Raw genomic sequence first — 22,994 nt, 5'->3', positions numbered from 1 at the left:
AGGCAAAATTAAAAATGAGCCCGGTACAATACCGGACTCACTTTTATCAAGCTGCCTAATGAAATAACCGTGTCTAACTTTTAGGGGTCACTTCACATCCCTAAAAGTCGGCGTTCTCTTTTTCTAAAATTTAATCTTCAAGCTCACTCATTCGTTTTACTATTTCGTACGATACACACCTATACAGTTTCTACTACCGCTTCAAGCATTGTTCCATTTTTAGCATAGTTCGTATGCCAAGAAAAAGCTTTTTCTAAAATATGAGGAGTTTGTCCACCTCTTGTTTTTGCTTCTTCGTAATAAGCTCGTAGCTGGGCACGATACATTGGATGTACGCAATTCTCAATAATAAGTTCCACTCTTTCTCTTGGCGCAAGTCCCCTTAAGTCAGCATACCCCTGTTCAGTGACGATAACATCTACATCATGTTCAGTATGGTCTACATGAGAAATAAAAGGAACGATGCTTGAAATGTTACCACCTTTCGCAATCGATTTAGTAACAAAGATAGCTAAGCGAGCATTTCTTGCAAAATCACCAGACCCACCAATACCATTCATCATTTTTGTACCTAAAACGTGAGTAGAGTTAACATTTCCGTATATATCTAATTCTAATGCAGTATTAATTGAGATTAATCCAAGGCGACGAATAATTTCAGGATGATTGGAAATCTCTTGTGGACGCATCATTAATTTGTCACGATATTTTTCAAAGTTAGAAAATACTTGTTGCATTTTCTCTTCAGAAAGCGTGATAGAACAACAAGAAGCAAAATTGACTTTTCCAGCATCCATAAGATCAAAAACTGCATCTTGTAAAACCTCGGAATATACTTCTAAATCTTCAAATTCTGAATCTAACATTCCGTGCAATACTGCATTAGCCACTGAACCAATTCCTGATTGTAACGGCGCTAAACGATTTGTTAATCGGCCTACTTTGACTTCTTCTCGAAGGAATTCTATTAAATGCTGTGCCATAATAACAGTTTCTTCATCCGGAGGAACAATTGTCGATGGCGAATCCAATTGATTCGTAAACACAATTCCCTTTACTTTTTCAGGATCAATTTGAATACCAATTGTTCCAATTCGGTCATCTGTTTTCACAAGCGGAATTGGCAGCCTCTCTCCTTGTTTACCTGGTTCATATAGATCATGTAGCCCCTCTAATTGCGCGGATTGAGCCATATTCATTTCAATAATAATAGACTTAGCATTTAAGGAAAACGCTAAGGAATTTCCAATTGAAGTGGTTGGAATAATCATTCCGTCCTCTGTAATCGCAACCGCTTCCAAAATAGCGAAATCTATATCCAGAACGTCAGCGCGGAGTAACTCTGCTGTATGAGACAAATGTTGATCCACAAATAAAAAGTCTCCGTTATTAATTCCTTTTCGCATAGTCGCGTCAGCTTGGAAAGGTAATCTTTTCCCTAAAATTCCTGCCTCAGCAAATAATTTGTCTACATCCGAGCCTAAAGAAGCCCCAGTATAAACATTTACTTTAAAAGATTCATCATTCTTAACTCGGTTTACAAGCGCAAATGGGACTGCTTTTACATCACCTGCACGTGTAAACCCACTTAAGCCTAAAGTCATTCCACTTTGAATCCAGGAAGCTGCTTCCTCAGGTGTAACTACCCGATCTTTTAGACGTTGATCTCTGATTCTATCTAAGTTATTCTCCATATGTAATCCCTCTCTCATTGAATATTCATAATTATTTTACACATTAACACTATCAAAATAGGGATTTTAGTATACAATGCCGAAAATTCAGACAGAACAGCAAATCTAGGTTCTAAAGCAGAAAAACTTAGAATCCTAGAAGCTTACGGAAATAACTAGCGTACGATTGACTAACTGGTACTCTCTCACCATTATCCATTGAAAGTACAAAAGTAGAATGGGTATCAGGATAAATCGCTTTAATATGATTAACATTTACAATAAACGAACGATGACATCTAATAAATGAATCTTTCGGAAGCAAGTATTCGAATTCTTGCAGAGAGTATTTATGTGTTCCTGATAACTCTTCTGAATTCACATACGTCTTTTTATCTTTAGCCTCTAAATACATAACCTTTGAAAAAGGAACCGGAATCCAGCCGTCTGTTGTTTTTAAAGTAACAACTGACTTTCCATCCGTTAAAGCTGGATAAATTGCCGTTACGCACCCTTCAAGCTTTCCATTGTTTGAAAATGGTACAGCCATTCCATGATAAGGAATACCAAAAACATCCCGATTAATAAACTCAGAGGTTTTTTGGTTCATCACCATCGCTTTATGAGCAATCGTTCCTTCCTTTATAGGATCCCCGACACTAATCTTTAAATCAATTCGTTTACTTGGCCGATAGTAAATATATTCTTTCGTATTTGAAACAGCAATTGAAATTTCATCTGAAAATAATTCCCCAACAACATCTAGTAATAAACCTAACGTTCTATCTTCCATTCTATTAACACCTCATTCACTATTATACTACTATTATGAACAGGCATCTGTTGCTTTATAAAAAGGTTGAGTAGAAATTATTCTTAACATCTTGAAAATTTATTTCTACATATTCTTTATTTACAAATTCACTCATAACCATACCTCCAGTTTTTCAAAAAACCTCACTTCAGCATGAAGTGAGGTTTTTTCTTATCCATTATGCGCATCTAACCACGAAATTAAATCTTTAAATACTTCATCCTTATTTACTTCATGAAACATTTCATGTCTACCATTTTCATATAAACGTAGTGTCACGTCTTTCATACCACATTTTTTATAGTTTTCATATACTTCTATTACACCTTTCCCCATATCGCCAACAGGATCACGATCACCAGAGAATATATGTATTGGAAGATTTTTTGGCGTCTTCTTGTATTCTTCTAGTTTATTTACTTCTAATACTCCAGAAAATAATTCTCGGTAAAAACTCGTCGTACAAATGAAACCACATAACGGATCCGCAATATATTTATCAACTTGATTATTATCTGAAGATAACCAATCAAATTTTGTACGATTTGGCTTAAAGTTCGAATTGAAGTTTCCGAAAGATAAAAAATTTAACATTGGACTTTTCGTTTTTTCCCCGCGTAATTTCATCTCAATTGTCGCTACTTTATGACCGATACTTCCTAAAATCCCTGGATTTCCACCAGTTCCTGAAATAAGGAATCCATCATATAATTCACCTTTCAGTTGTACAGCACGTCTTGATAAAAAAGAACCCATACTATGTCCAAGTAAAAATAACGGGCATGTCTGCTCTTTTCTTATCGTTTCTGATACAAAAATAACATCAGAAACAGCCTCATTCCAACCTACATTTGGTTTAAAATGACCATAATCTTCTTCTCTTTTCACTGTTTTCCCATGACCTTTATGATCATGTGCATAAACACCATACCCTGCTTTTAATAACGCAGCAATAAAGTCTGTATAAACACCTGCATGTTCTGTCATACCATGTGCAATTTGAATAATTCCTCGCGGATCTCTTTCTGGTAGCCACTTACGTAAATAAATTTCCGATCCATCCAATGCCGTAACGAAACTTTCCTGTACGTTCATTTCGTCAGCCCCCAACTCTATTATGTATATCAAAAAATGAATATCCATTCATTATTCTTATTATGTATTATATGCAATTGCTTTCATTATGACAAATGCCGCACTTTTCCAATTAGCTCAATAACTATTATGTTGACGAATTTGAAATAAGATTATATAGTTACTTACATAAAGTAATTATTATATTTTTTGGGAGGTTTCTATTATGATGCCATCATTATTTTTAGCACACGGATCACCGATGCTTGCTATTCAAGATACAGACTATACAAGGTTTTTAAAAACACTTGGAGCAACATATAAACCGAAAGCGATTATTATTTTCACTGCTCATTGGGAAAGTGAAGCATTAACGATTTCTTCATCAGATAACGAATATGAAACAATTTATGATTTTGGAGGTTTTCCTCCTGAGTTATACGAAATCAAATATCGTGCGAAAGGTTCTTCTAACATTGCATCTATGTTAGAAACAAAATTTAAAAACAAAGGTATTCCAGTCCATCATAATATGACGAGAGGTTTAGATCATGGCTCATGGACTCTTCTGCACCGCATGTATCCAGAAGCAAATATTCCTGTCGTCCAAATTTCAGTCAATCCATTCCTTCCTGCAAAAGAGCAATTTAAGATTGGAGAAGCACTTAAAGGGCTTGGACAAGAAGATATTTTAATAATCGGTAGCGGTGTTACTGTTCATAACTTACGAGCTTTGAAATGGAATCAAACGACACCCGAACAATGGGCAATTGAATTTGATGATTGGATTATTAAACATATGCAGACTACTGATAAAGATGCATTATTTAATTGGGAGAACAATGCCCCTCATGCACAATTAGCAGTACCAAGAGCAGAGCATTTTGTTCCTTTATTTATCGCTATGGGAAGCGGTGAAAATAACGGTGAAGTCATTCACCGCAGTTATGAGATGGGTACATTAAGTTATCTTTGTCTTCAATTTTAAAGAAAAGGATGAAGCAATCGTTGCTTCATCCTCTTCTTTTTCATTCACTTAGTTAACTAACTTCCAAATGTCGTTTCTCTGATACCTCTTCGTTCTTATTATGAAAATAAACCCAAATGCACGCAATAAATAATAGTGATGATGTAGAGAAGAAAACATATTGGAAGCCCGCATGTGCTGCAATTTGTCCACCAAGTACTGGTCCAATCATATTTCCTAAAAACTGAAACGATTGATTATATCCAAATATTCGTCCCGTTACATGGGTTGGTGTATGTTGTTTTAGTAGAGTTTGTACGGAAGGTAATAATCCTGCTTGTGCGATACCTAATAAAAATCGAAGAATTAATAGTTGCCAAGCTGAGGTTACAAATGCTTGCGGGATAAAAATAATTCCTGCAGCAAACAACGCTACAACTAACGTTTTTTGAGGACCAATTTGATCTGATAATCTACCTAGCTTAGGAGCTGCCATAATAATAGCTAAACCTGTCGCAGACATGACTGCACCTGCAATCATTTCAATATGAGCTGTTCCTGGGCCTTCTAAATTCTTTACATACAATGTAATAATAGGTTGAATTGACATGTTCGCAAGTTGAATAATAAATGTTGTTACAAATAAACTAATAATTAAATGCTTTGATGGAACCATCGTCCATACTTTTTTCGGTTGTACTTTTTTTGCTTGAGCGGAGTGATTCTCTTCATGTAGGAAGAAAAAAACGATGAGAAAAGAAAGGAATAAAAAAGCTCCTGTAACAAGAAAAACATGGCGCATTCCAATTAACTCAGACAAATATCCTCCAAGTAAAGGGCCAAGTAAAGAACCGCTCACGCCCCCAGTTGAAATTGTGGAAATTGCCCAACCTGAATGCTCTTTCGGAGTTTCTGCTGCAATAAATGTCATCGCCGTTGAAAGGAAACCAGATACCGCTCCCATCAAAAATCTTAGTGCGACTAGTTGATACACGTCCGTTACAAACCCCATAAGCGTCATAATAATCGCCATACCAAGGCTCGCACGAATAAGCATCAATTTCCGTCCATGTATATCACCAAGCTTTCCCCATATTGGTGATACGATCGCACCCATTAAAAATGTTACACCAAATGTAAGTCCCGACCACTGTGCAATACTTGAAGTGCCAGTTACTCCTAATTCCTCAATATAAAAAGATAAAAAAGGAATTACTAAACTCATACCGGCTGCAGTGGTAAAACAACCTAGCCAACAAATCATCAAATTTCGTTTCCAGCTGGCCATTTTCACACCTTCTTTCTTTAGATACCCATTCTACACCCTTTCTTGTAAAAAGTTTAGTAATTTGCTTTATTTGTAAAATCCACTACAAAACCCGCTATTTTCTAGTGAAAATCACTACATCTCTACATTATTTTCATAAAAAAACCAACTCCCATATATGGAGTTGGTTAATTACTCTCTACCGGTATTAAACGTGCATTACAACATCGCTCATAAAACTCAACCGGACCTGCTTGTCCAATAATTGCGTATTCATATCCTTCTTTCTTCATACTATGTAAACAACGATATAACAATTGCTTCCCTACACCATTCACACGATTTTTTTTCGCTGTGCCCATTGGACCAAACAATCCCTTCTTTCCTCTCACTACATCATAACAAGCGAAACCTACTATCACTTCTTCTTGTTCTGCTATATAAATAGGTAAATTATCTTTATATGTACGAAATCCATACTCTATTGAATGTAACCAACGTTCACCAAATTCCTCTTTAACAAAACTTGCTAATTTTTCAAAATCAGAAGGGCTAGCCTTTCTAACAGTACAAATTAAGTGATTATAAGTAGGAACAAAACATTTTAGATCGACCGCTAAATCTCTTGGCTCAGCTATAATACGTAATATATCTTTTTTTATTTGTACATTTCCAATAAACGTATCTACATGAAATAGTGCATATATAACATGTCCTTCATTCATTATTACTTGCTGGAAACGTTCCATACGTTTCTTCGCTATTTGTAAAATTTCTAGCACCTTATAAGATACCTTATATTGTCCTATTTTTTCATACTCTTGATACGGTGAGTCGTATTGTTTTCGTATTGAAAGTTTTTCTGAAAACTCTATCCCCACTTTACGGAACAAATACATATACAACTCGCTACAAACTCCAGTACCTTCTTTACACATACCGATAAACAGATGAGCTGGTTGAATGATATTACTTTCTGCCTCTTCTGCTGCAATCTTCAATATGTTATGAACACGTTTTGTAAATTTATACTCCTCCATATGTATCTCCATCCCCTATTACTTTACTAGTAAACCGTAACCATAAATAAGTGAAACGATTATTCCAACTACCAATATACCTGGCAATAAATTTGCCACCTTAATTTTAATAACACCAAGTAAGTTCAATCCAATAGCGACTATCATAATACCACCTGTAGCTGTCATTTCCACTATAAATTGATTCATTAATTCTTTCGGGACCAAACTATTAATTTGTGTTGCAAAAACCGCAATCCCTCCTTCGTATAAAATAACTGGAATCGCCGAAAATACTACACCAATTCCTAAAGTTGTCGTTAATATAATAGAAATAAATCCATCGATAATCGCCTTTGTAAATAAAATATCATGATTGCCACGAATCCCGCTGTCGAGTGCACCAAGTATGCCCATCGCACCTATTGCAAAAATTAAAGTAGCAGTTACAAAGCCTTCTGATATGCTCCCTTTCCCTTTTGATCCAACTTTATTTTCTAGCCAATCCCCTAAATGTTTTAACTTTCTCTCTAATTGTAGCCATTCCCCGATGACGGTACCAATCACTAAACTTAGTATGACAACAAGAAAATTTTCACTTTTCAATGCCATTTGAAGCCCAAGTACAGTAACCGCTAAACCGATTGCATGCATAATTGTTCCCTTCATACTTTCTGGAATCCTACTAAATAATTTACCTAGTAAAGTACCAAATATAATACAAATCCCATTTACAACTGCTCCTAATATAACCATTTCTTATTCTTCACCCTTCGAATTCTTTATTTCTATATTTTGGTTTATACATTGATTTACAGGTTATCTATATGTTAACTTAATATTAAGAATATTAACAAATGTTTTCCACAACATAAACCGCAATTTTTTTTGTAGTAATACATAATGTGAAACTTTAATTAACGTGAGTTTTATTGCCCACAAATTGCGGTATAAATTCAAAAGGGACGGTATTTATGAAAACTTTACTAAAACGATTTCTGTTAATAGCCTTTTGCATTACACCAATTGTTTTATTAATTAACTACTCTTTTACTTCAAAAGCGAAAGACAAACCCGATTTGCAAAACAAATCTAGTAAAACCGCTTCAACAAGTGAAAAGAAAATAGAAGACCCGGAAATTACACTCACTTTCTCTGGTGATACAATGTTCGATTGGCAATTACGTCCTGTAATCGAAAAAAATGGGGCTGATTATCCATTCCAACATGTAAAAGAAGAAATAACAAAAGCTGATATTTCTTTCGTTAATTTAGAGTCAGCATTTACAACGAGAGAAAAGAAAGCTCCTGGACAACTGTTTTGGATTAAAAGTGATCCATCCACGCTACAAGCTATAAAAAACACTGGATATGACATCGTAAATATCGGAAATAACCATACACTTGATTATGGGCAAGATGGATTATTAGACACGATTTCTCACGTAGAAAAATTAAAATTCCCTTATATCGGAGCCGGAAAAAATGCAAAAGATGCATATACAGCACGAGAAATGACTGTAAAAGGGAAAAAGTTCAAATTTCTTTCCTTCGTTCGATTTATGCCTGATACGAACTGGGTAGCTGGTAACAATAAACCTGGTGTTGCAAACGGATATGATTTAAATCTCGTAACAAAAACAATTAAAGAGCAAAAACAAGATGCAGACTATTTAATCGTCTATATGCATTGGGGCGTTGAAAAATCAAATCGTCCAGTAGAATACCAAAAACAATATGTACCTAAAATGGTTGAAGCAGGAGCTGACGCGATTGTCGGGAGTCACCCGCATTGGTTACAAGGATTTGAGTATTATAATAAAGTTCCTATCGCTTATTCATTAGGTAACTTTTTATTCCCAAGTTATGTGAGTGGGAAAAGCGCCGAAACTGGCGTATTAACTTTAACTTTTAAAGGAAAGGATGTACAAATGTCATTCAATCCTTACATCATTCGTAACAACCAAGTTTCCCCTGTAAATGAGGAAGAAAAGAAAAAAGCTCTTCAATATTTACAAACAATTTCAACTGATGTAGAAATTGATGCTACAGGGAAAATAAAAAACAAACGAAACTAGACAGCTCAAGATCTATTTCTCTGTAACATACATTACAGAATAGGTAATGAACATGCTGAAAGACTTATTAGAAAATGTAAGTTTGTTAGAGAATATTTATAAAATATCTATAGCCGTTCTACTTTTATGTTCAATTTTCTCTGTTAGACTTCTAAAAAAAATAAAACGCGAACGAAAACTTACTACCTTTGAATTTACTATGTATGTAATCATTCGTATTGCGATACTCTTTTGGTTAACTAGCTTTATCCTTCTTGAATATGGAAAATATTTAGTTTAACTATAAAAAGATAGATACAAGTAGCGTTTCTACTGCTTATATCTATCTTTTTTATTTCTAGTAAAACCGTATGTTATCCCTTTCCTTCTATTAAATAAGTAAATCAAACAAGATGGGATTTTTATTAAGCTCCATAAATTGAATATTATTTTCTTTAAAGCGAGTAATTAATTGCTCATAATCTTCTTTATGTTTCAACTCTACGCCGACTAACGCTGGACCATTTTCTTTATTATGTTTCTTAATGTATTCAAAGCGCGTAATATCATCTTCTGGTCCTAATCCTTTATCAAGAAATTCTCTTAGCGCACCTGAACGTTGCGGGAATTCAATAATGAAGTAATGTTTTAATCCTTCGTAAATGAGCGAACGTTCTTTCATTTCTTGCATTCTATCAATATCGTTATTTCCACCACTTAGCGTGCATACAACTGTTTTACCCTTTATTTCATCTCTATATAAATCAAGCGCTGCAATAGATAGTGCACCAGCCGGTTCAGCTACAATTGCATTTTTCTTATACAGTTCTAAAATCGTCGTACAAACTTTTCCCTCTGGTACTAAAACAATGTCATCAATTACATCTTTACAAGTTTCAAATGTTAACTTTCCTACTTTTTTAACAGCTGCCCCATCAACAAAACTATCTATTTTCTCTAATGCGACATTTTCATTTTGAAGAAAAGCCTCTTTCATAGATGCAGCTCCCATCGGCTCTACACCAATAACCTTTGTAGCAGGACTAACACCTTTCACATATGTACCAACACCTGATGCTAACCCACCACCGCCGATTGCCGTAAAGATATAGTCAACCGATTTCTCCATATCATGCATAATTTCAACTGCAACTGTCCCTTGACCAGCAACTACATACGGATCATCAAACGGATGAACGAACGTCATTCTATTTTCTTCACAATAGCGCTGCGCTTCTTGGAAAGAGCTATCAAATGTATCACCAACTAATACGATTTCCGCAAAATCACCACCGAAAAATTGTACTTGTGATACTTTTTGTTTAGGTGTTGTCGTCGGCATGAAGATTTTTGACGCAATCTTCAATAAATTACACGTATAAGCAACTCCTTGCGCATGATTACCAGCGCTCGCGCATACAACACCGTTTTGTAATTGTTCTTTTGATAAACTTTGAATTAAATTGTACGCACCACGAATTTTGAAAGAGCGAATCAATTGTAAGTCTTCTCGTTTTACATAAACGTCACAATCATATTTCTCAGATAAAACTGTATCACGTTGTAACGGTGTTTTAATAACGATATCTTTCATGCAATTATGAGCCATTAAGATATCTTCAATTTTCACTCTCTCCTTTACCTTCTGCACCATTATATATCATCCTTATCTCTTTTAAATTGGCTCAATCAAAATCCGGGATTTTTAGAACTGCACCTGTATTCGCCGATGTTACCATCTGTGCATAACGTCCAAGCCAGCCAGTTTTCACTTTCGCTTCTGGTCGTTTCCATTCTTTTTTACGCTTATCTAATTCTTCATCACTAACTCTTACTTCTAGCAAGCGTTCTTCAACATCAATACATACAATATCCCCTTGTTCAAGAAGTGCAATCGTTCCACCCGCAGCTGCTTCTGGTGAAATATGTCCTACTGAAATACCACGTGAAGCACCCGAGAAACGACCATCCGTTAATAGCGCAACATCTGCACCTAATCCCATTCCAGCAATCGCTGAAGTTGGCGCTAACATCTCTGGCATACCAGGGCCACCTCTTGGTCCTTCATAGCGAATAACAACTACATCGCCTTTCTTCACTTTTCCAAGCATAATGCCCGCAAGCGCCTCATCTTGTGAATTAAAAATAACGCAAGGTCCTTCAAAACGCTTTACCTCTGTTGCACCGCTTTTAATAACCGCTCCATCTTTCGCAAGGTTTCCTTTTAATATACGTAATCCCCCTTCTTCACTATGAGGGTTTTCGAGAGAATGAATAACTTCCTTATCTTTAATCTCTGCATGAGCAATGTTTTCTCTTAACGTCTGCCCGGTAGCCGTTATTCGGTCTAGATGAAGCACCCCTTCTTTTCGGCTTATCTCTTTCAAAATTGCACTAATCCCGCCCGCTCGATCAATATCTTCCATGTGCCAATTGGAAGCAGGGCTTACTTTACATAAATGTGGTACACGTCTTGAAACGGCATCAATGCGATTCATATCGTAATCTAAACCCGCTTCTTGTGCGAGAGCTAATGTGTGCAATACTGTATTCGTTGATCCACCCATTGCCATATCAAGCGCGAACGCATCATCAATCGCTTCTTCCGTTACGATGTCTCTTGGTTTAATATCTCTTTCAATTAAAATTTTTAATTTCTCTGCTGCTTGTTTAATTAACTCTTCACGTCTTGGATCAATTGCTAAAATACTCCCGTTACCAGGAAGAGCTAAACCTAACACTTCACATAAACAGTTCATAGAGTTCGCCGTAAACATTCCGGAACAAGAACCACAAGATGGACAGCCATGATCTTCAATATCCTTTAATTCTTCTTCTGAAATTTTCCCAGATTGATAAGCTCCTACTCCTTCAAAAACAGAACTTAAATCGACAACTTCTCCTTTAGATGTTTTTCCTGCTGCCATCGGGCCGCCTGAAACAAACACAGTCGGAATGTTAATACGTAGTGCAGCCATCATCATACCAGGTGTAATTTTGTCACAATTTGGGATACAAATCATGCCGTCAAACCAGTGTGCATTTACAACCGTTTCTACTGAATCTGCAATAATTTCACGACTCGGAAGAGAATAACGCATACCGATATGTCCCATCGCAATACCATCGTCAACTCCAATCGTATTGAATTCGAATGGTACCATACCTGCCGCGCGAACTGCCTCTTTTACAAGTTTCCCAAACTCGTTCAAGTGCTTATGCCCTGGAATAATTTCAATAAAAGAATTACAAATCGCTATGAAAGGTTTATCAAAATCTTCATCTTTCAAACCAGTTGCTTTTAATAAACTACGGTGCGGCGCTTTATCAAAACCTTTTTTAATCATGTCACTTCTCATCTTGTCAAATCCCCTCTTACGTATTTTTCACTTACAATCACTTACTCTATTTTTTCACTAATTCTTTCGGTGCATGAATCCAGCTCATCATTTCACGAAGCTCTGCCCCTACTTTTTCTAACTGATGATTTCGCTCTGCTTTTTTCATCGCATTATACGTTGGACGCCCTGCTTGATTTTCTAAAATCCATTTCTTCGCAAATTCACCTTGCTGAATTTCTGTCAAAACACGCTTCATTTCCTTCTTCGTTTCATCTGTAACAATTCTCGATCCTGTTACATAATCTCCGAACTCTGCCGTATCTGAAATAGAATGGCGCATATTCGTTAAACCGCCTTCGTACATTAAATCAACAATTAACTTTAATTCATGCAAACATTCAAAGTATGCAATTTCAGGTCGATATCCACCTTCTGTTAATGTTTCAAAACCAGCTTTCACAAGCGCAGTTACCCCGCCGCAAAGCACTGCTTGCTCTCCGAATAAATCCGTCTCTGTTTCTTCTTGGAATGTCGTTTCAATTACGCCTGCACGTGTACAGCCTACACCTTTTGCATACGCAAGAGCTAAACTTAATGCTGTTCCTGTTGCATCTTGATGTACTGCCACTAATGCCGGAACACCATTTCCTTCTTGAAATACACGACGAACGAGGTGACCTGGACTTTTTGGCGCGACCATCGCTACATCTACGTAACTTGGCGGGTTAATTTGTCCGAAGTGAATATTAAATCCATGTGAGAAAAGTAACATGTGTCCTTCACGAAGATTCTCTTCTACCTCTGCTTTATACACATAAGCTTGCTGTTCATCTGGCAATAACATTTGTACAACTTGTGCGGTTCGAACCGCTTCTGAAACAGACATTACTTCAAATCCATCTGCTTTCGCTACTTCATACGACTTACCAGGACGAACACCAACTACAACTTCTACACCAGAATCACGTAAATTTTGTGCTTGCGCATGACCTTGTGATCCATAACCAACTACTGCAACAGTTTTTCCTTGTAATAACTCTACATTTGCATCTTTCTCATAATATGTTTTCATATTCCATACACTCCTTATAATTTATTTACTTGCAGTACATCAATTAATTTTTTCAACTGACTAACAAGTAATGTCGCTTCATTTTCAGTACAAACTGCTGTGAGTTTCATTTCAGAAACACCACTTGTATCTCTTTCATTTAAATGTAAAGAAGAAATATAATAACCACGCCGAGCAAAAATCCCACTTATACGTAATAAGACGCTTGGCTCGTTATGAATAACGAGTGAAAAAGTATGACTCATTCTTCCCACCTCTTCATAATCATTTCGTTATTCCCTTTGTTTGGCGGAACCATCGGAAATACGTTTTCACCTTCTTCTACACAAAAATCAACTACGGCAGGACCTTCATGAGCAAATGCTTCTAACATCACTTGTTTCGCCTCTGTTGAATTTGTCGCTCTTAATCCCTTCACTCCATAAGCTTCTGCCACTTTCACAAAATCTGGCGATCCAATTTTTGATTCTGATAAACGATTTTCATAAAACATTTCTTGCCATTGCCTTACCATCCCTAAAAATTTGTTATTTATGATAAATACTTTTACAGGGATGTTATTTTCAGCAATTGTTTGTAGTTCTTGAATGTTCATTTGAAAAGAAGCATCACCTGCAATACAAATGACAAGTTCTTCTTTTTTAGCTAGCTGAGCACCAATTGCTGCTGGAAAACCAAACCCCATCGTTCCTAATCCTCCAGAGGTAAGGAACGTCCGAGGTTTTCTTGCTTTATAGAAGTGAGCAGCCCACATTTGATGCTGTCCTACTTCTGTTGTGACAATCGCTTCACCATTCGTTAATTCACTTACTAAGTTGATCACATGCTGTGGTTTTAACTCAGATTCTTTTTGCTTATAAGAAAGTGGATATTCTTCTTTCCATGCCTTTACTTTCTGAAGCCATTCGTCTGTTTGTGTATAAATAGACATATGTAACAACATGTGTAACGCTTTTTTCACATCACCAACAATGGGATGCTCTACAGTTACATTTTTATGAAACTCAGAAGGATCAATATCAATATGTACTTTTTTCGAGTGCGGAGAAAAAAGTTCTAATTTTCCTGTTACACGATCATCGAAGCGAACACCTAATGCAAGTAGTAAATCACATTCTGTTACCGCCATATTAGCAGCGTATGTCCCATGCATACCAAGCATCCCTAAAAACAATGGATCTCCCGGTGGATATGCACCAAGTCCCATTAAAGTTGAAACGACTGGAATACGGTTCTCCCTTGCGAATTCAAAAAGTTCATCGGATCCACCTGAATGAATGACACCTCCCCCAATATAAAGAAGCGGACGCTTTGATTTTGAAATTGCTTTAGCTACCTCTCTAAGTTTCATGCTGTCTGGTACAAGTTCTGGTTTGTACCCCGGAATATCAACTTCTTCATTAAAGAAACTGGTGACTTTTGCATTTTGAACATCTTTTGGAATATCGATTAATACTGGTCCCGGGCGTCCGCTTTCGGCGATGTAAAAAGCTTCTTGCACAATTCGTGATACATGATTTACATCACGAACTTGGTAATTATGCTTCGTAACAGGTACTGTAATTCCGACAACATCCGCTTCTTGAAATCCATCTTTACCAATTAAAGGCGTTGCAACTTGGCCGGTAATGACAACTAAAGGAATCGAATCCATATAAGCGTCTGCTAAGCCGGTAACTAAATTTGTCGCCCCTGGGCCAGAGGTAGCAAAGACTACCCCGACCTTTCCAGAAGCTCTCGCATATCCTTCAGCCGCATGAATGGCAGCTTGTTCATGACGAGTTAAAACATGTTTCAAACCACTTTCGTATAACGCATTGTATACTGGTAAGATCGCTCCGCCTGGATAGCCGAAAACGGTCGTTACACCCAATTTCTTCAAACATTGAATCACGTGCCCAGCGCCTGTCATTTCTTCACACTGTAACTTCTCATACGCTGTATACTGCTGCTTCATTTCAATTAACTCCTCTCCTTATTTATGCTAAGCTTTCCGTCAGCCCGGGAACACGTACTCCTCTTTCTCTCGTTAATTTTTTAAATTCTTCGGTCAATTGTTTCGTTACACTTCCTGGTTTCCCATCTCCAATTTCTCTCGAATCAACTTTTACAACTGGAATTAACTCCGCTGCTGTTCCTGTTAAAAATACTTCATCCGCTACATATACATCATGGCGAGTGAATGGTCTTTCCTCACATGGAATACTCAGTCGTTCACATAGCTCGATAACACTATTTCTCGTAATACCTTCTAATGCTCCTAAATAGGATGGTGGGGTTAATACTTTTCCATCTTTCACAACGAAAACATTATCGCCAGAACCTTCACAAACATATCCTTGTTGATTTAACATAAGAGCCTCTAACACTCCTGCTTGTGCCGCTTCAATTTTTACAAGTACGTTATTTAAGTAGTTCATTGACTTAATGCGTGGATCTAATGCATCTGGCGTATTACGTCTTGATGCAACAGATACAACGCTTAATCCATTATCGTAAAATTCCTGAGGGAATAACTTTAATTGTTCTGCAATGATAATAACGCTCGGTTTCACACAACTTCTAGGGTCGAGCCCTAAGTCACCTTTTCCTCGTGAAACAATTAAACGAATGTAAGCATCCGCATACTCATTTTTTTGCAACGTTTGTAAAACTGCTTCTTCCATTTCGTCAACTGTCAGTGGGACTGTAAGTAAAATAGATTTTGCCGATTCATATAATCGTTTTACATGTTCTTTTAAACAAAATACATTTCCTCCGTAACTACGAATCCCTTCAAATACACCGTCTCCGTATAAAAAGCCGTGATCATATACTGAAACAACTGCCTTTTCTTTTTCTACAAATTCCCCATTCATGTAAATGTACTGGTTTCCCATCTCACATCGCTCCTCTTTTTTTCTCTATTTTTTGCAATCTATTTCTACATCGATTGCTGAGATGAGTATTTTTAACAGAATATTCAGTATATAAATATTAAAAATATACTCGTCTCAACAATCGATTACTTACATACTTGTAGCAATCCATTGCTGAGACGAGGGAATCGTGGTACCACTCAGCTTCCTTACACTTCTCACGAAATATAAGCTCTGCAAGTCCAATTAGACTTTTGTTTTTCTATCGGGAACAAACCCGCTACTTTTTACTAATTTTCAAAAGTAGTGCTCCGAGGTGATTTTCAATGAGTGCATTGTTACCACCCTCACAGCCTCGGGGCAGCTCTCTGAAACAATCTTTATCATTTACTCTCCTCTTCCACGCATTCTCTTATTCTATTTTCTAAAATAAAAACTCTCGCCTCAGCAATCAACTACTACAATTTAGTAGCTTTGATTGCTGAGGCGAGAGTTTCGCGTTACCACTCAGCTTCCTTATACTTCTCGCGAAATATAAGCTTCGTAGGTCCAATTAGACCCCCGTCCTTTTACCGGAGACGATGCCGCCGCCCTCTACTCAGTTTCCCTTTCGCAAGCGATGCTCCGAGGTGATCTTCAATGATTTGATTGTTACTACTCTCGCAGCCTTGGAGTAGCTCTCTGAAACGATCATAATCATCTACTTTCCTCTTCTTTGCATATACAACATATAAAGTTAGAAAATTTTTAATTAACTTTTATTTGTTACACGTATTATAGGACGTTGTTCTTTTCTTTGTCAACATGTTTTTTCAAAAAAAATCTAAATTCATTCTATTTATTTTTTCTCAAATCAAAATTGGAATGAATTACTTACATACACTCATATATTGCTTAAGTATGTTTGCACTACTACATAAAGAAAAATTTATGAGGAGATGAGAAAACTATGTTAAAAGGGAAAGTAGCGTTAGTTACAGGAGCAAGCCGAGGAATTGGACGAGCGATCGCTAAACGTTTAGCAAATGACGGTGCATTGGTTGCTGTTCATTACGGTAATCGAAAAGATGACGCTGAAGAAACTGTTCATGAAATTCAATCAAATGGTGGCCAAGCTTTTTCTATCGGCGCAAATTTAGAATCCTTACATGGTGTAGAAAACCTTTATAAAGCTTTAGATACTGAATTACAAAAGCGCACTGGTGAAACACAATTTGATATTTTAATAAACAATGCTGGCATTGGTCCTGGTGCTTTTATTGAAGAAACGACTGAACAATTTTTTGATAGAATGTTTTCAGTAAATGCAAAAGCACCATTCTTTATCATTCAACAAGCACTGCCACGTTTACGTGACAATAGCCGAATTATTAATATTTCATCCGCTGCGACCCGCATTTCTTTACCTGATTTTGTTGCATATAGTATGACGAAAGGCGCTATTAATACAATGACTTTTACACTAGCAAAACAGCTTGGAGCACGAGGAATAACGGTGAATGCAATACTTCCAGGATTTATTAAAACAGATATGAATGCAGAACTCTTGAGCGACCCGATGATGAAGCAGTACGCTACTACTATTTCCGCTTTCAATCGCTTAGGTGAAGTAGAAGACATTGCCGATACTGCTGCATTTCTTGCTTCTCCAGACAGCCGCTGGGTTACTGGACAATTAATTGATGTGAGCGGAGGATCTTGTTTATAAAAAACATATATTTTCAAATCTTTTTTATTGCGCAATAAAACAATTTATATAATACTATATAAAACATATACATTTAGGAGGATTACAGCAATGTCCGAAAAAACATACGAACTCGCAACCTTCGCAGGCGGTTGCTTTTGGTGCATGGTAAAACCATTTGATGAACTTCCTGGTATTCATAAAGTACTTTCTGGCTATGCAGGAGGTCATGTAGAAAACCCAACATATGAACAAGTAAAAACCGGAACATCTGGACATTTAGAAGTTGTTCAAATTACATTCGATCCTTCTATTTTTCCTTATCAGAAATTACTAGACTTATATTGGCCACAAATCGATCCAACTGATGATGGCGGACAATTCTTTGACCGTGGTCCATCTTATCGTACCGCTATTTTTTATCATAACGAAACACAAAAAGGGCTTGCTGAAAAATCAAAACAAGCTCTTGCAGAAAGCAGTATGTTTAAAGATCCAATCGTGACTGAAATTCGTCCTGCTGCACCTTTTTACGAAGCAGATGACTACCACCAACATTTCTATAAAAAGAATCCAGAGAAATATGCTACTGAGCAAAAAGAATCTGGCCGTGAAGACTTTATTAAAGAAAATTGGCAAAAAAAATAATAAAAACGCATCGTGCTTTTTTAGTACGATGCGTTTTTATTTTTGATAAAAGTACCATACAATTAACAGAACAATTGCTGTTAGTGACCAAAGTACTATCTCGTTTTTCACTCTATTCTTTTTCTTAGTCATTTCATTCCCTCCTAATAACAATTAAACATATTCAAGTTTTTCTTTGTTTAATTGTCCACCTTATATACATGAATACATCCTTACAAATTCTAATAGCAAGACCACCAATAATTCCGATTGCAATTGAAATTACTAACATCTGTCCAAAACTAAAAGAATTTGTGTACGTTATGTAGAGAACGATACATATAAGTAAAACATCCGGTAAAGAAAGTAAAAACCTTTTAAGCATTCCTTTATTCTCCTCTATACTTTATTTATATCTTCTACTGTAATTTTGAAAGAAAGTTTGTTCAAAAATTCCATTTAGACCCTCATTTTACGAAAAATAATAAGAATCCCTTTTTAAAAGAGATTCTTATTCAGCAGATTTAAGTTTAATTATTTTCTACATATCCTATTCCATAATTACTCCTAAAATAGAATAATATTACTAATCATTTATTGTAAATTGACTATTTGCCAGGCGACCGAATGTCGCGCCAGCTACCTACATCACATTGGCCAAATTCATTATTACCTACCGCGACCACCGTGCCGTCTGATTTTAGTCCGACTGTATGTGCACAACCAGCCGCTATCGCTACAATATCGCGCCAATCGCTTACGTTACATTGACCATACTCATTCCAGCCCACGGCCACCACGGTACCGTCTAATTTTAGTCCGATTGTATGATTCGTACCAGCCGCTATTGCTACAATATCTATCCAGCCACTCACATCACACTGGTTATGTTTATCATTCCCCACTGCTGTCACCGTACCGTCTCGTTTAAGACCAACAGTATGAAGATACCCAGCCTTGACCGATACAATACCTCGCCAGCTACTTACATTGCATTGACCATATCGATTATTTCCCACAGTCGTCAATGTGCCGTCCAATTTAAGACCGACTGTATGCCAGTCACCCGCTGTGACTGCCACAATACCTTGCCAACTGCTTACATTGCATTCTCCTTCTTTATTTCGGCCGACCGCTACTACCGTGCCATCCGATTTAAGGCCAATAGTACGACGCCACCCTGCCGCAACCGCTACAATATTATGCCAATCGTTTACATCACATTGTTCATGCTTATTCCAACCCACTGCTATCGCAGTATTGTCACATGTAAGACCGATTGTGTGAGCATTACCTGTGTTCGTCGCCATATGAACATTGCCTGCTGCAACTGCTTCAATATCTCGCCAGCCACATACATTGCATTCTCCTTCTTTACTCCGGCCCACCGCTACTACCGTGCCATCCGATTTAAGACCAACAGTATGACCACGCCCCGCCGCTATCGTATCTTTTGGCCATCGCTTCAATTTTTCTTTCGGTAAAATGTAATCCATGTTTTACCTCCTTGCATATAAGCAACTGTATCATAATAGATATTTTTATCAAATTTCATTATAAATCTACATTTACAAAGAAAGCTTATTTTACTTCTTCAAAAAATAAAAACCTCCAGTTTAAATACTAGAGGTTTTCTCGTTATTTCTTCAAGCGGTCAATAAAATCGTTCAATTTATCTAGCGATTTCATATTCAGATTGCAAGCTACACCATCTTTGCAAATGTAGTTTCCCTTTTTAACGAAAGTTCCTGGTACATCACCTTTAATTTCAACTAAAAACATCCCTACTTCTTCATGCCCATGACATAATGAACAAATACTTTTTTTATTTAAACTTTGGAACGTTCCTTGCAGACCAACAAACTTATTTTTATCATTTTTCGCTATAATAAATTTCCTGCTTGATCCTTTGTCAATCCAGCTTAAATAAGATAATTCTTTCATATCCAGTTCTTCCATATCGGGAAGTTTTAGCTTTTTTGCTTTAGGAAATAATTTTTTTAATGTTTGTGCTGTAACTTCTTGAAACGGAATTACATACGGATTTATTTTCATTAAAAATGATTCTGCATCTTCTCTATTTTGAACTGTTAATACCGTATCAATTAACTCTTTCTGTTCATCGGTTAAATTCTCAAATACATGTATTATCTTTTCGATCGCAAGTGATTTTAACGCTTGAATTACACCTCTATCGTTTGCCGTTGCATGCCCGTTTGCTAAAATATAAGCTTGTGATTTTATAAAATTATATTGATCACTTCTAATAAACGCTTCCATCTTTATCACTCCATACAAATTGTTGATCTAGTTTTATTGTATACAATGATTACGTTTTTTGATATGTAAAAGATAACTTAGAAACAAACATTACATACATCACTTATTCTCTACCGCTGCATTTCCTGACAAAAGAAGCCATCATCTGTTTTCCATTCCGCATATAATACGTCTTCAAATTTAGTAATTCCTTTTTGCTTTATTTGTTTATAAAGCCACCCTTCATCAAATCCTGCTTCCCTCAAATTATCCTTAACTACTTTCCCATCACTAATTAATGAAATTGGTAAGTAGACAGGCTTATGTTTTAAACTTAAATCATTTATAGTAGGAGATTCGTATTTACTTTTTTTCAGAACGCTTATGTTTCCATTAGGTTCCAATATCATATATTCAACTTCTCGGATTGAAAATATATCTTTTTGTTGCCTAAGCATTTGTTGTAATTGGTTTATATCCAAATGATTCGATTTTAATTGATCTCTGTCAATATATCCATTACGAATAATAATAGAAGGATATCCTTCAAAAAACCTTCTTGTCCCCCTATATTTTTGCGTTATCACTTCTATTGCGTAAATTAATACTGTCCATACTAGTACCGCATATAAAATGGACCAGACTTTCACTTCAGGGTCATATATCGTATTTCCAACCAATTCTCCGAGTACAATGGCAGAAATAAAATCAAAAGGTGTTAGCTGCGATATTTGTGTTTTCCCTAATATTTTAGTAGCAATTAATAAAACAAAAAAACCAACAAAAAGTTCTATCGTTATTTGTCCAAGATGATTCATATATGTTCACCTTTCTGCTTTTCACTCAAATGTTATGTATCCAATTTAGTAAAAAATGGCACATTGTCGCTATTATCATGTCCATTCACATCCAATAAATACAAAACAAAAAGAGTCTGATTCAAAGTAATATATGAATCAGACTCTTTTCCTCTTATTTAGAATACACAATCTTTTTAATCGTTTCCCCAGAAAGAAAATATTCTTCTGCAAGTTGATGAATAGCAATCCCACTTTTAAACGCTTCTTTAATTGCTTTATTTCTTTCATCTAGTTGTTTTCTTCCGCCAGATCGTGTACCCCATTTATAATGTTTCGTTTCTTGTTTCGGAATGTAAATTGTTTCACCTTGTATATACTTTTGAATTTCAGTAATTAAACTCTCTGGTAAAACAGCATTAGCTTTTACGTATTTCATTTCTGCTCGCCCCTTATTTTTTATGGTTCATTTCAATAAGGTGCAAAGCCAAATATAAAAAATGATACGAGCTCATATAGGCGATTGTATATTACTTGTCTACCTCACGCAAAGTATCGCCATTTCCATACTTGGCTTTGCATGAGACGTTGCAGTGTCTGGCAATTGAATTATAATCGCCATATAAACACCTCCTAATATACCTTTTGCATTTTATTATATGATAAAATCCCTCTCCTTGCATCTTCATACTTTTTCAGCAATAAATAATTAATTTTGATATAATACTTTTTATTGAATCAAAAATCATTGTGAGGTTACGTTATGAGGAAAAAAATTATCATTACAATCGTTACACTATTCTTTATTATCACGGCATTATTCGGAACATACAAATTGATGAACGCAAGAAGCTTTCAATTATTTGGAGATTTAACACAACGCGTAGAAACAAATGAAAAAGTGATCGCTTTAACTTTTGATGATGGCCCTACTAACAATGTAAAACAAATATTACCGTTACTAGATAAATACAACGCTAAAGCTACTTTCTTTTTAATTGGAAATGAATTAGAGAAAAGTCTATCATTAGGAGAAGCTATCGCGCAATCTGGGCACCAGCTTGGAAACCATACATATTCTCATAAAAGAATGATTTTCAAAACACCTTCTTTTATTAAAGATGAAATAGAAAAAACGAATTCATTAATCCGCCAAACAGGATTTACAGACGAAATTGATTTTAGACCGCCTAACGGAAAAAAATTAATTGGACTACCCTATTATTTAAATAAAAATAATATTGAAACGATTATATGGGATCTTGAGCCCGATACTTTTTATAAATCTGCGGCTGATAAAATTAAATATGTTAATAAAAATGTAAAACCAGGTTCTATCATTTTACTGCATTCTATGTATGATGAGTCTGATGACAATTTAAAAACGATTGAAGGTATTTTAGATTCTTTATCTAAGAAGGGCTATCAGTTCGTAACAGTAAATGAATTGCAAAAAAGAGCAAAATAAAAAGAAAGGTAGCG

General features: G+C 36.1%; 23 protein-coding genes and 2 other annotated features. Of the genes, 6 read left to right on the top strand and 17 right to left on the bottom strand.

Annotation, left to right across the window (positions count from 1 at the left end; all coding sequences use genetic code 11):
- Positions 1–179 precede the first annotated feature (179 nt).
- From ACLBXA_RS25590 to ACLBXA_RS25580, 3 genes are all read right to left on the bottom strand, one after another.
- Positions 180–1,694 (bottom strand): acetyl-CoA hydrolase/transferase family protein, encoded by a 1,515-nt coding sequence (locus tag ACLBXA_RS25590; protein WP_000429818.1) that lies wholly within the window; start codon positions 1,692–1,694, stop codon positions 180–182.
- A 127-nt stretch (positions 1,695–1,821) separates the two neighbouring features.
- A complete protein-coding gene (locus ACLBXA_RS25585; RefSeq protein ID WP_000390209.1) occupies positions 1,822–2,466 on the bottom strand; it encodes a LytTR family DNA-binding domain-containing protein in 645 nt (214 codons plus the stop codon).
- 192 nt (positions 2,467–2,658) lie between these two features.
- Positions 2,659–3,582, bottom strand: coding sequence for an alpha/beta hydrolase (locus ACLBXA_RS25580; RefSeq protein ID WP_001102606.1), 924 nt, complete (start codon positions 3,580–3,582; stop codon positions 2,659–2,661).
- Positions 3,583–3,787: 205 nt separating this feature from the next.
- On the opposite strand from ACLBXA_RS25580, the gene ACLBXA_RS25575 reads away from it, so the two are divergent.
- Positions 3,788–4,549: a DODA-type extradiol aromatic ring-opening family dioxygenase gene (locus ACLBXA_RS25575; RefSeq protein WP_000982885.1), complete on the top strand. Its 762-nt coding sequence runs from the start codon at positions 3,788–3,790 to the stop codon at positions 4,547–4,549.
- A 52-nt stretch (positions 4,550–4,601) separates the two neighbouring features.
- On the opposite strand, the gene ACLBXA_RS25570 is transcribed toward ACLBXA_RS25575, so the two are convergent.
- From ACLBXA_RS25570 to ACLBXA_RS25560, 3 genes are all read right to left on the bottom strand, one after another.
- On the bottom strand, positions 4,602–5,816 hold the full coding sequence (locus ACLBXA_RS25570; RefSeq protein ID WP_000179323.1) for a multidrug efflux MFS transporter: 1,215 nt from the start codon (positions 5,814–5,816) through the stop codon (positions 4,602–4,604).
- A 167-nt stretch (positions 5,817–5,983) separates the two neighbouring features.
- Positions 5,984–6,835, bottom strand: coding sequence for a GNAT family N-acetyltransferase (locus ACLBXA_RS25565; RefSeq protein WP_000393444.1), 852 nt, complete (start codon positions 6,833–6,835; stop codon positions 5,984–5,986).
- 18 nt (positions 6,836–6,853) lie between these two features.
- Entirely contained in the window at positions 6,854–7,570 is a 717-nt protein-coding gene (locus tag ACLBXA_RS25560) for a DUF554 domain-containing protein (protein ID WP_447617583.1), read from the bottom strand.
- Between the two features lie 218 nt (positions 7,571–7,788).
- Here ACLBXA_RS25560 and ACLBXA_RS25555 point away from each other — a divergent pair, with 218 nt between their 5' ends.
- The gene (locus ACLBXA_RS25555; protein WP_000854495.1) at positions 7,789–8,892 is read left to right on the top strand and encodes a CapA family protein; all 1,104 of its coding nucleotides are present in this window, start codon (positions 7,789–7,791) and stop codon (positions 8,890–8,892) included.
- A 52-nt stretch (positions 8,893–8,944) separates the two neighbouring features.
- Positions 8,945–9,172 carry a hypothetical protein gene (locus tag ACLBXA_RS25550; RefSeq protein WP_000910225.1) on the top strand — a complete coding sequence of 76 codons (228 nt, stop codon included), beginning with the start codon at positions 8,945–8,947 and terminating at the stop codon, positions 9,170–9,172.
- Between the two features lie 90 nt (positions 9,173–9,262).
- Here ACLBXA_RS25550 and ilvA read toward each other — a convergent pair whose 3' ends face one another.
- From ilvA to ilvE, 6 genes are read right to left on the bottom strand one after another with little or no spacing between them, the layout of a single operon-like run.
- Positions 9,263–10,525 (bottom strand): threonine ammonia-lyase IlvA, encoded by a 1,263-nt coding sequence (gene ilvA, locus ACLBXA_RS25545; protein WP_000250342.1) that lies wholly within the window; start codon positions 10,523–10,525, stop codon positions 9,263–9,265.
- Positions 10,526–10,556: 31 nt separating this feature from the next.
- The gene (gene ilvD / locus ACLBXA_RS25540) at positions 10,557–12,230 is read right to left on the bottom strand and encodes a dihydroxy-acid dehydratase (RefSeq protein WP_001255811.1); all 1,674 of its coding nucleotides are present in this window, start codon (positions 12,228–12,230) and stop codon (positions 10,557–10,559) included.
- A gap of 46 nt (positions 12,231–12,276) precedes the next feature.
- Positions 12,277–13,284: a ketol-acid reductoisomerase gene (gene ilvC, locus ACLBXA_RS25535; RefSeq protein ID WP_000861148.1), complete on the bottom strand. Its 1,008-nt coding sequence runs from the start codon at positions 13,282–13,284 to the stop codon at positions 12,277–12,279.
- Between the two features lie 14 nt (positions 13,285–13,298).
- On the bottom strand, positions 13,299–13,529 hold the full coding sequence (locus ACLBXA_RS25530) for an ACT domain-containing protein (RefSeq protein WP_000019916.1): 231 nt from the start codon (positions 13,527–13,529) through the stop codon (positions 13,299–13,301).
- Positions 13,526–15,241, bottom strand: a complete 1,716-nt coding sequence (gene ilvB, locus ACLBXA_RS25525; RefSeq protein ID WP_000813470.1) for an acetolactate synthase large subunit — start codon at positions 15,239–15,241, stop codon at positions 13,526–13,528. Before ilvB ends, ACLBXA_RS25530 begins: the two co-directional genes overlap by 4 nt.
- A 22-nt stretch (positions 15,242–15,263) precedes the next feature.
- Positions 15,264–16,163, bottom strand: coding sequence for a branched-chain-amino-acid transaminase (gene ilvE / locus ACLBXA_RS25520; protein WP_000528163.1), 900 nt, complete (start codon positions 16,161–16,163; stop codon positions 15,264–15,266).
- Between the two features lie 151 nt (positions 16,164–16,314).
- Positions 16,315–16,554 (bottom strand) — a binding site (T-box leader).
- Between the two features lie 67 nt (positions 16,555–16,621).
- Positions 16,622–16,867: a binding site (T-box leader), on the bottom strand.
- A 224-nt stretch (positions 16,868–17,091) separates the two neighbouring features.
- Between ilvE and ACLBXA_RS25515 the strand changes: the two genes are divergently transcribed.
- Both ACLBXA_RS25515 and msrA read left to right on the top strand, forming a co-directional pair.
- On the top strand, positions 17,092–17,850 hold the full coding sequence (locus ACLBXA_RS25515; protein ID WP_000911802.1) for an SDR family oxidoreductase: 759 nt from the start codon (positions 17,092–17,094) through the stop codon (positions 17,848–17,850).
- 90 nt (positions 17,851–17,940) lie between these two features.
- Positions 17,941–18,477, top strand: coding sequence for a peptide-methionine (S)-S-oxide reductase MsrA (msrA, locus tag ACLBXA_RS25510; protein WP_001291894.1), 537 nt, complete (start codon positions 17,941–17,943; stop codon positions 18,475–18,477).
- Between the two features lie 163 nt (positions 18,478–18,640).
- Here the strand turns inward: msrA and ACLBXA_RS25505 are convergent, their stop codons facing one another.
- The 5 genes from ACLBXA_RS25505 to ACLBXA_RS25485 all read right to left on the bottom strand — a co-directional run bounded on the left by ACLBXA_RS25505 (position 18,641) and on the right by ACLBXA_RS25485 (position 21,951).
- Positions 18,641–18,841 carry a hypothetical protein gene (locus ACLBXA_RS25505; protein WP_000919318.1) on the bottom strand — a complete coding sequence of 67 codons (201 nt, stop codon included), beginning with the start codon at positions 18,839–18,841 and terminating at the stop codon, positions 18,641–18,643.
- 223 nt (positions 18,842–19,064) lie between these two features.
- Positions 19,065–19,952 carry an RCC1 domain-containing protein gene (locus ACLBXA_RS25500; protein WP_000384548.1) on the bottom strand — a complete coding sequence of 296 codons (888 nt, stop codon included), beginning with the start codon at positions 19,950–19,952 and terminating at the stop codon, positions 19,065–19,067.
- A gap of 142 nt (positions 19,953–20,094) precedes the next feature.
- The gene (locus tag ACLBXA_RS25495; RefSeq protein ID WP_000387066.1) at positions 20,095–20,736 is read right to left on the bottom strand and encodes a FusB/FusC family EF-G-binding protein; all 642 of its coding nucleotides are present in this window, start codon (positions 20,734–20,736) and stop codon (positions 20,095–20,097) included.
- A 110-nt stretch (positions 20,737–20,846) separates the two neighbouring features.
- On the bottom strand, positions 20,847–21,533 hold the full coding sequence (locus tag ACLBXA_RS25490) for a DUF421 domain-containing protein (RefSeq protein WP_001015971.1): 687 nt from the start codon (positions 21,531–21,533) through the stop codon (positions 20,847–20,849).
- 154 nt (positions 21,534–21,687) lie between these two features.
- Positions 21,688–21,951 (bottom strand): CD3324 family protein, encoded by a 264-nt coding sequence (locus ACLBXA_RS25485; protein WP_000878325.1) that lies wholly within the window; start codon positions 21,949–21,951, stop codon positions 21,688–21,690.
- A gap of 324 nt (positions 21,952–22,275) precedes the next feature.
- Here ACLBXA_RS25485 and ACLBXA_RS25480 point away from each other — a divergent pair, with 324 nt between their 5' ends.
- Positions 22,276–22,980: a polysaccharide deacetylase family protein gene (locus ACLBXA_RS25480; RefSeq protein ID WP_001227581.1), complete on the top strand. Its 705-nt coding sequence runs from the start codon at positions 22,276–22,278 to the stop codon at positions 22,978–22,980.
- The last annotated feature ends 14 nt before the right edge of the window (positions 22,981–22,994 follow it).

The organism is Bacillus sp. D48C, from assembly GCF_053345735.1.
The sequence above is the reverse complement of the archived record's forward strand: the minus strand, read 5'-3'. Positions and strand labels throughout refer to the sequence as shown.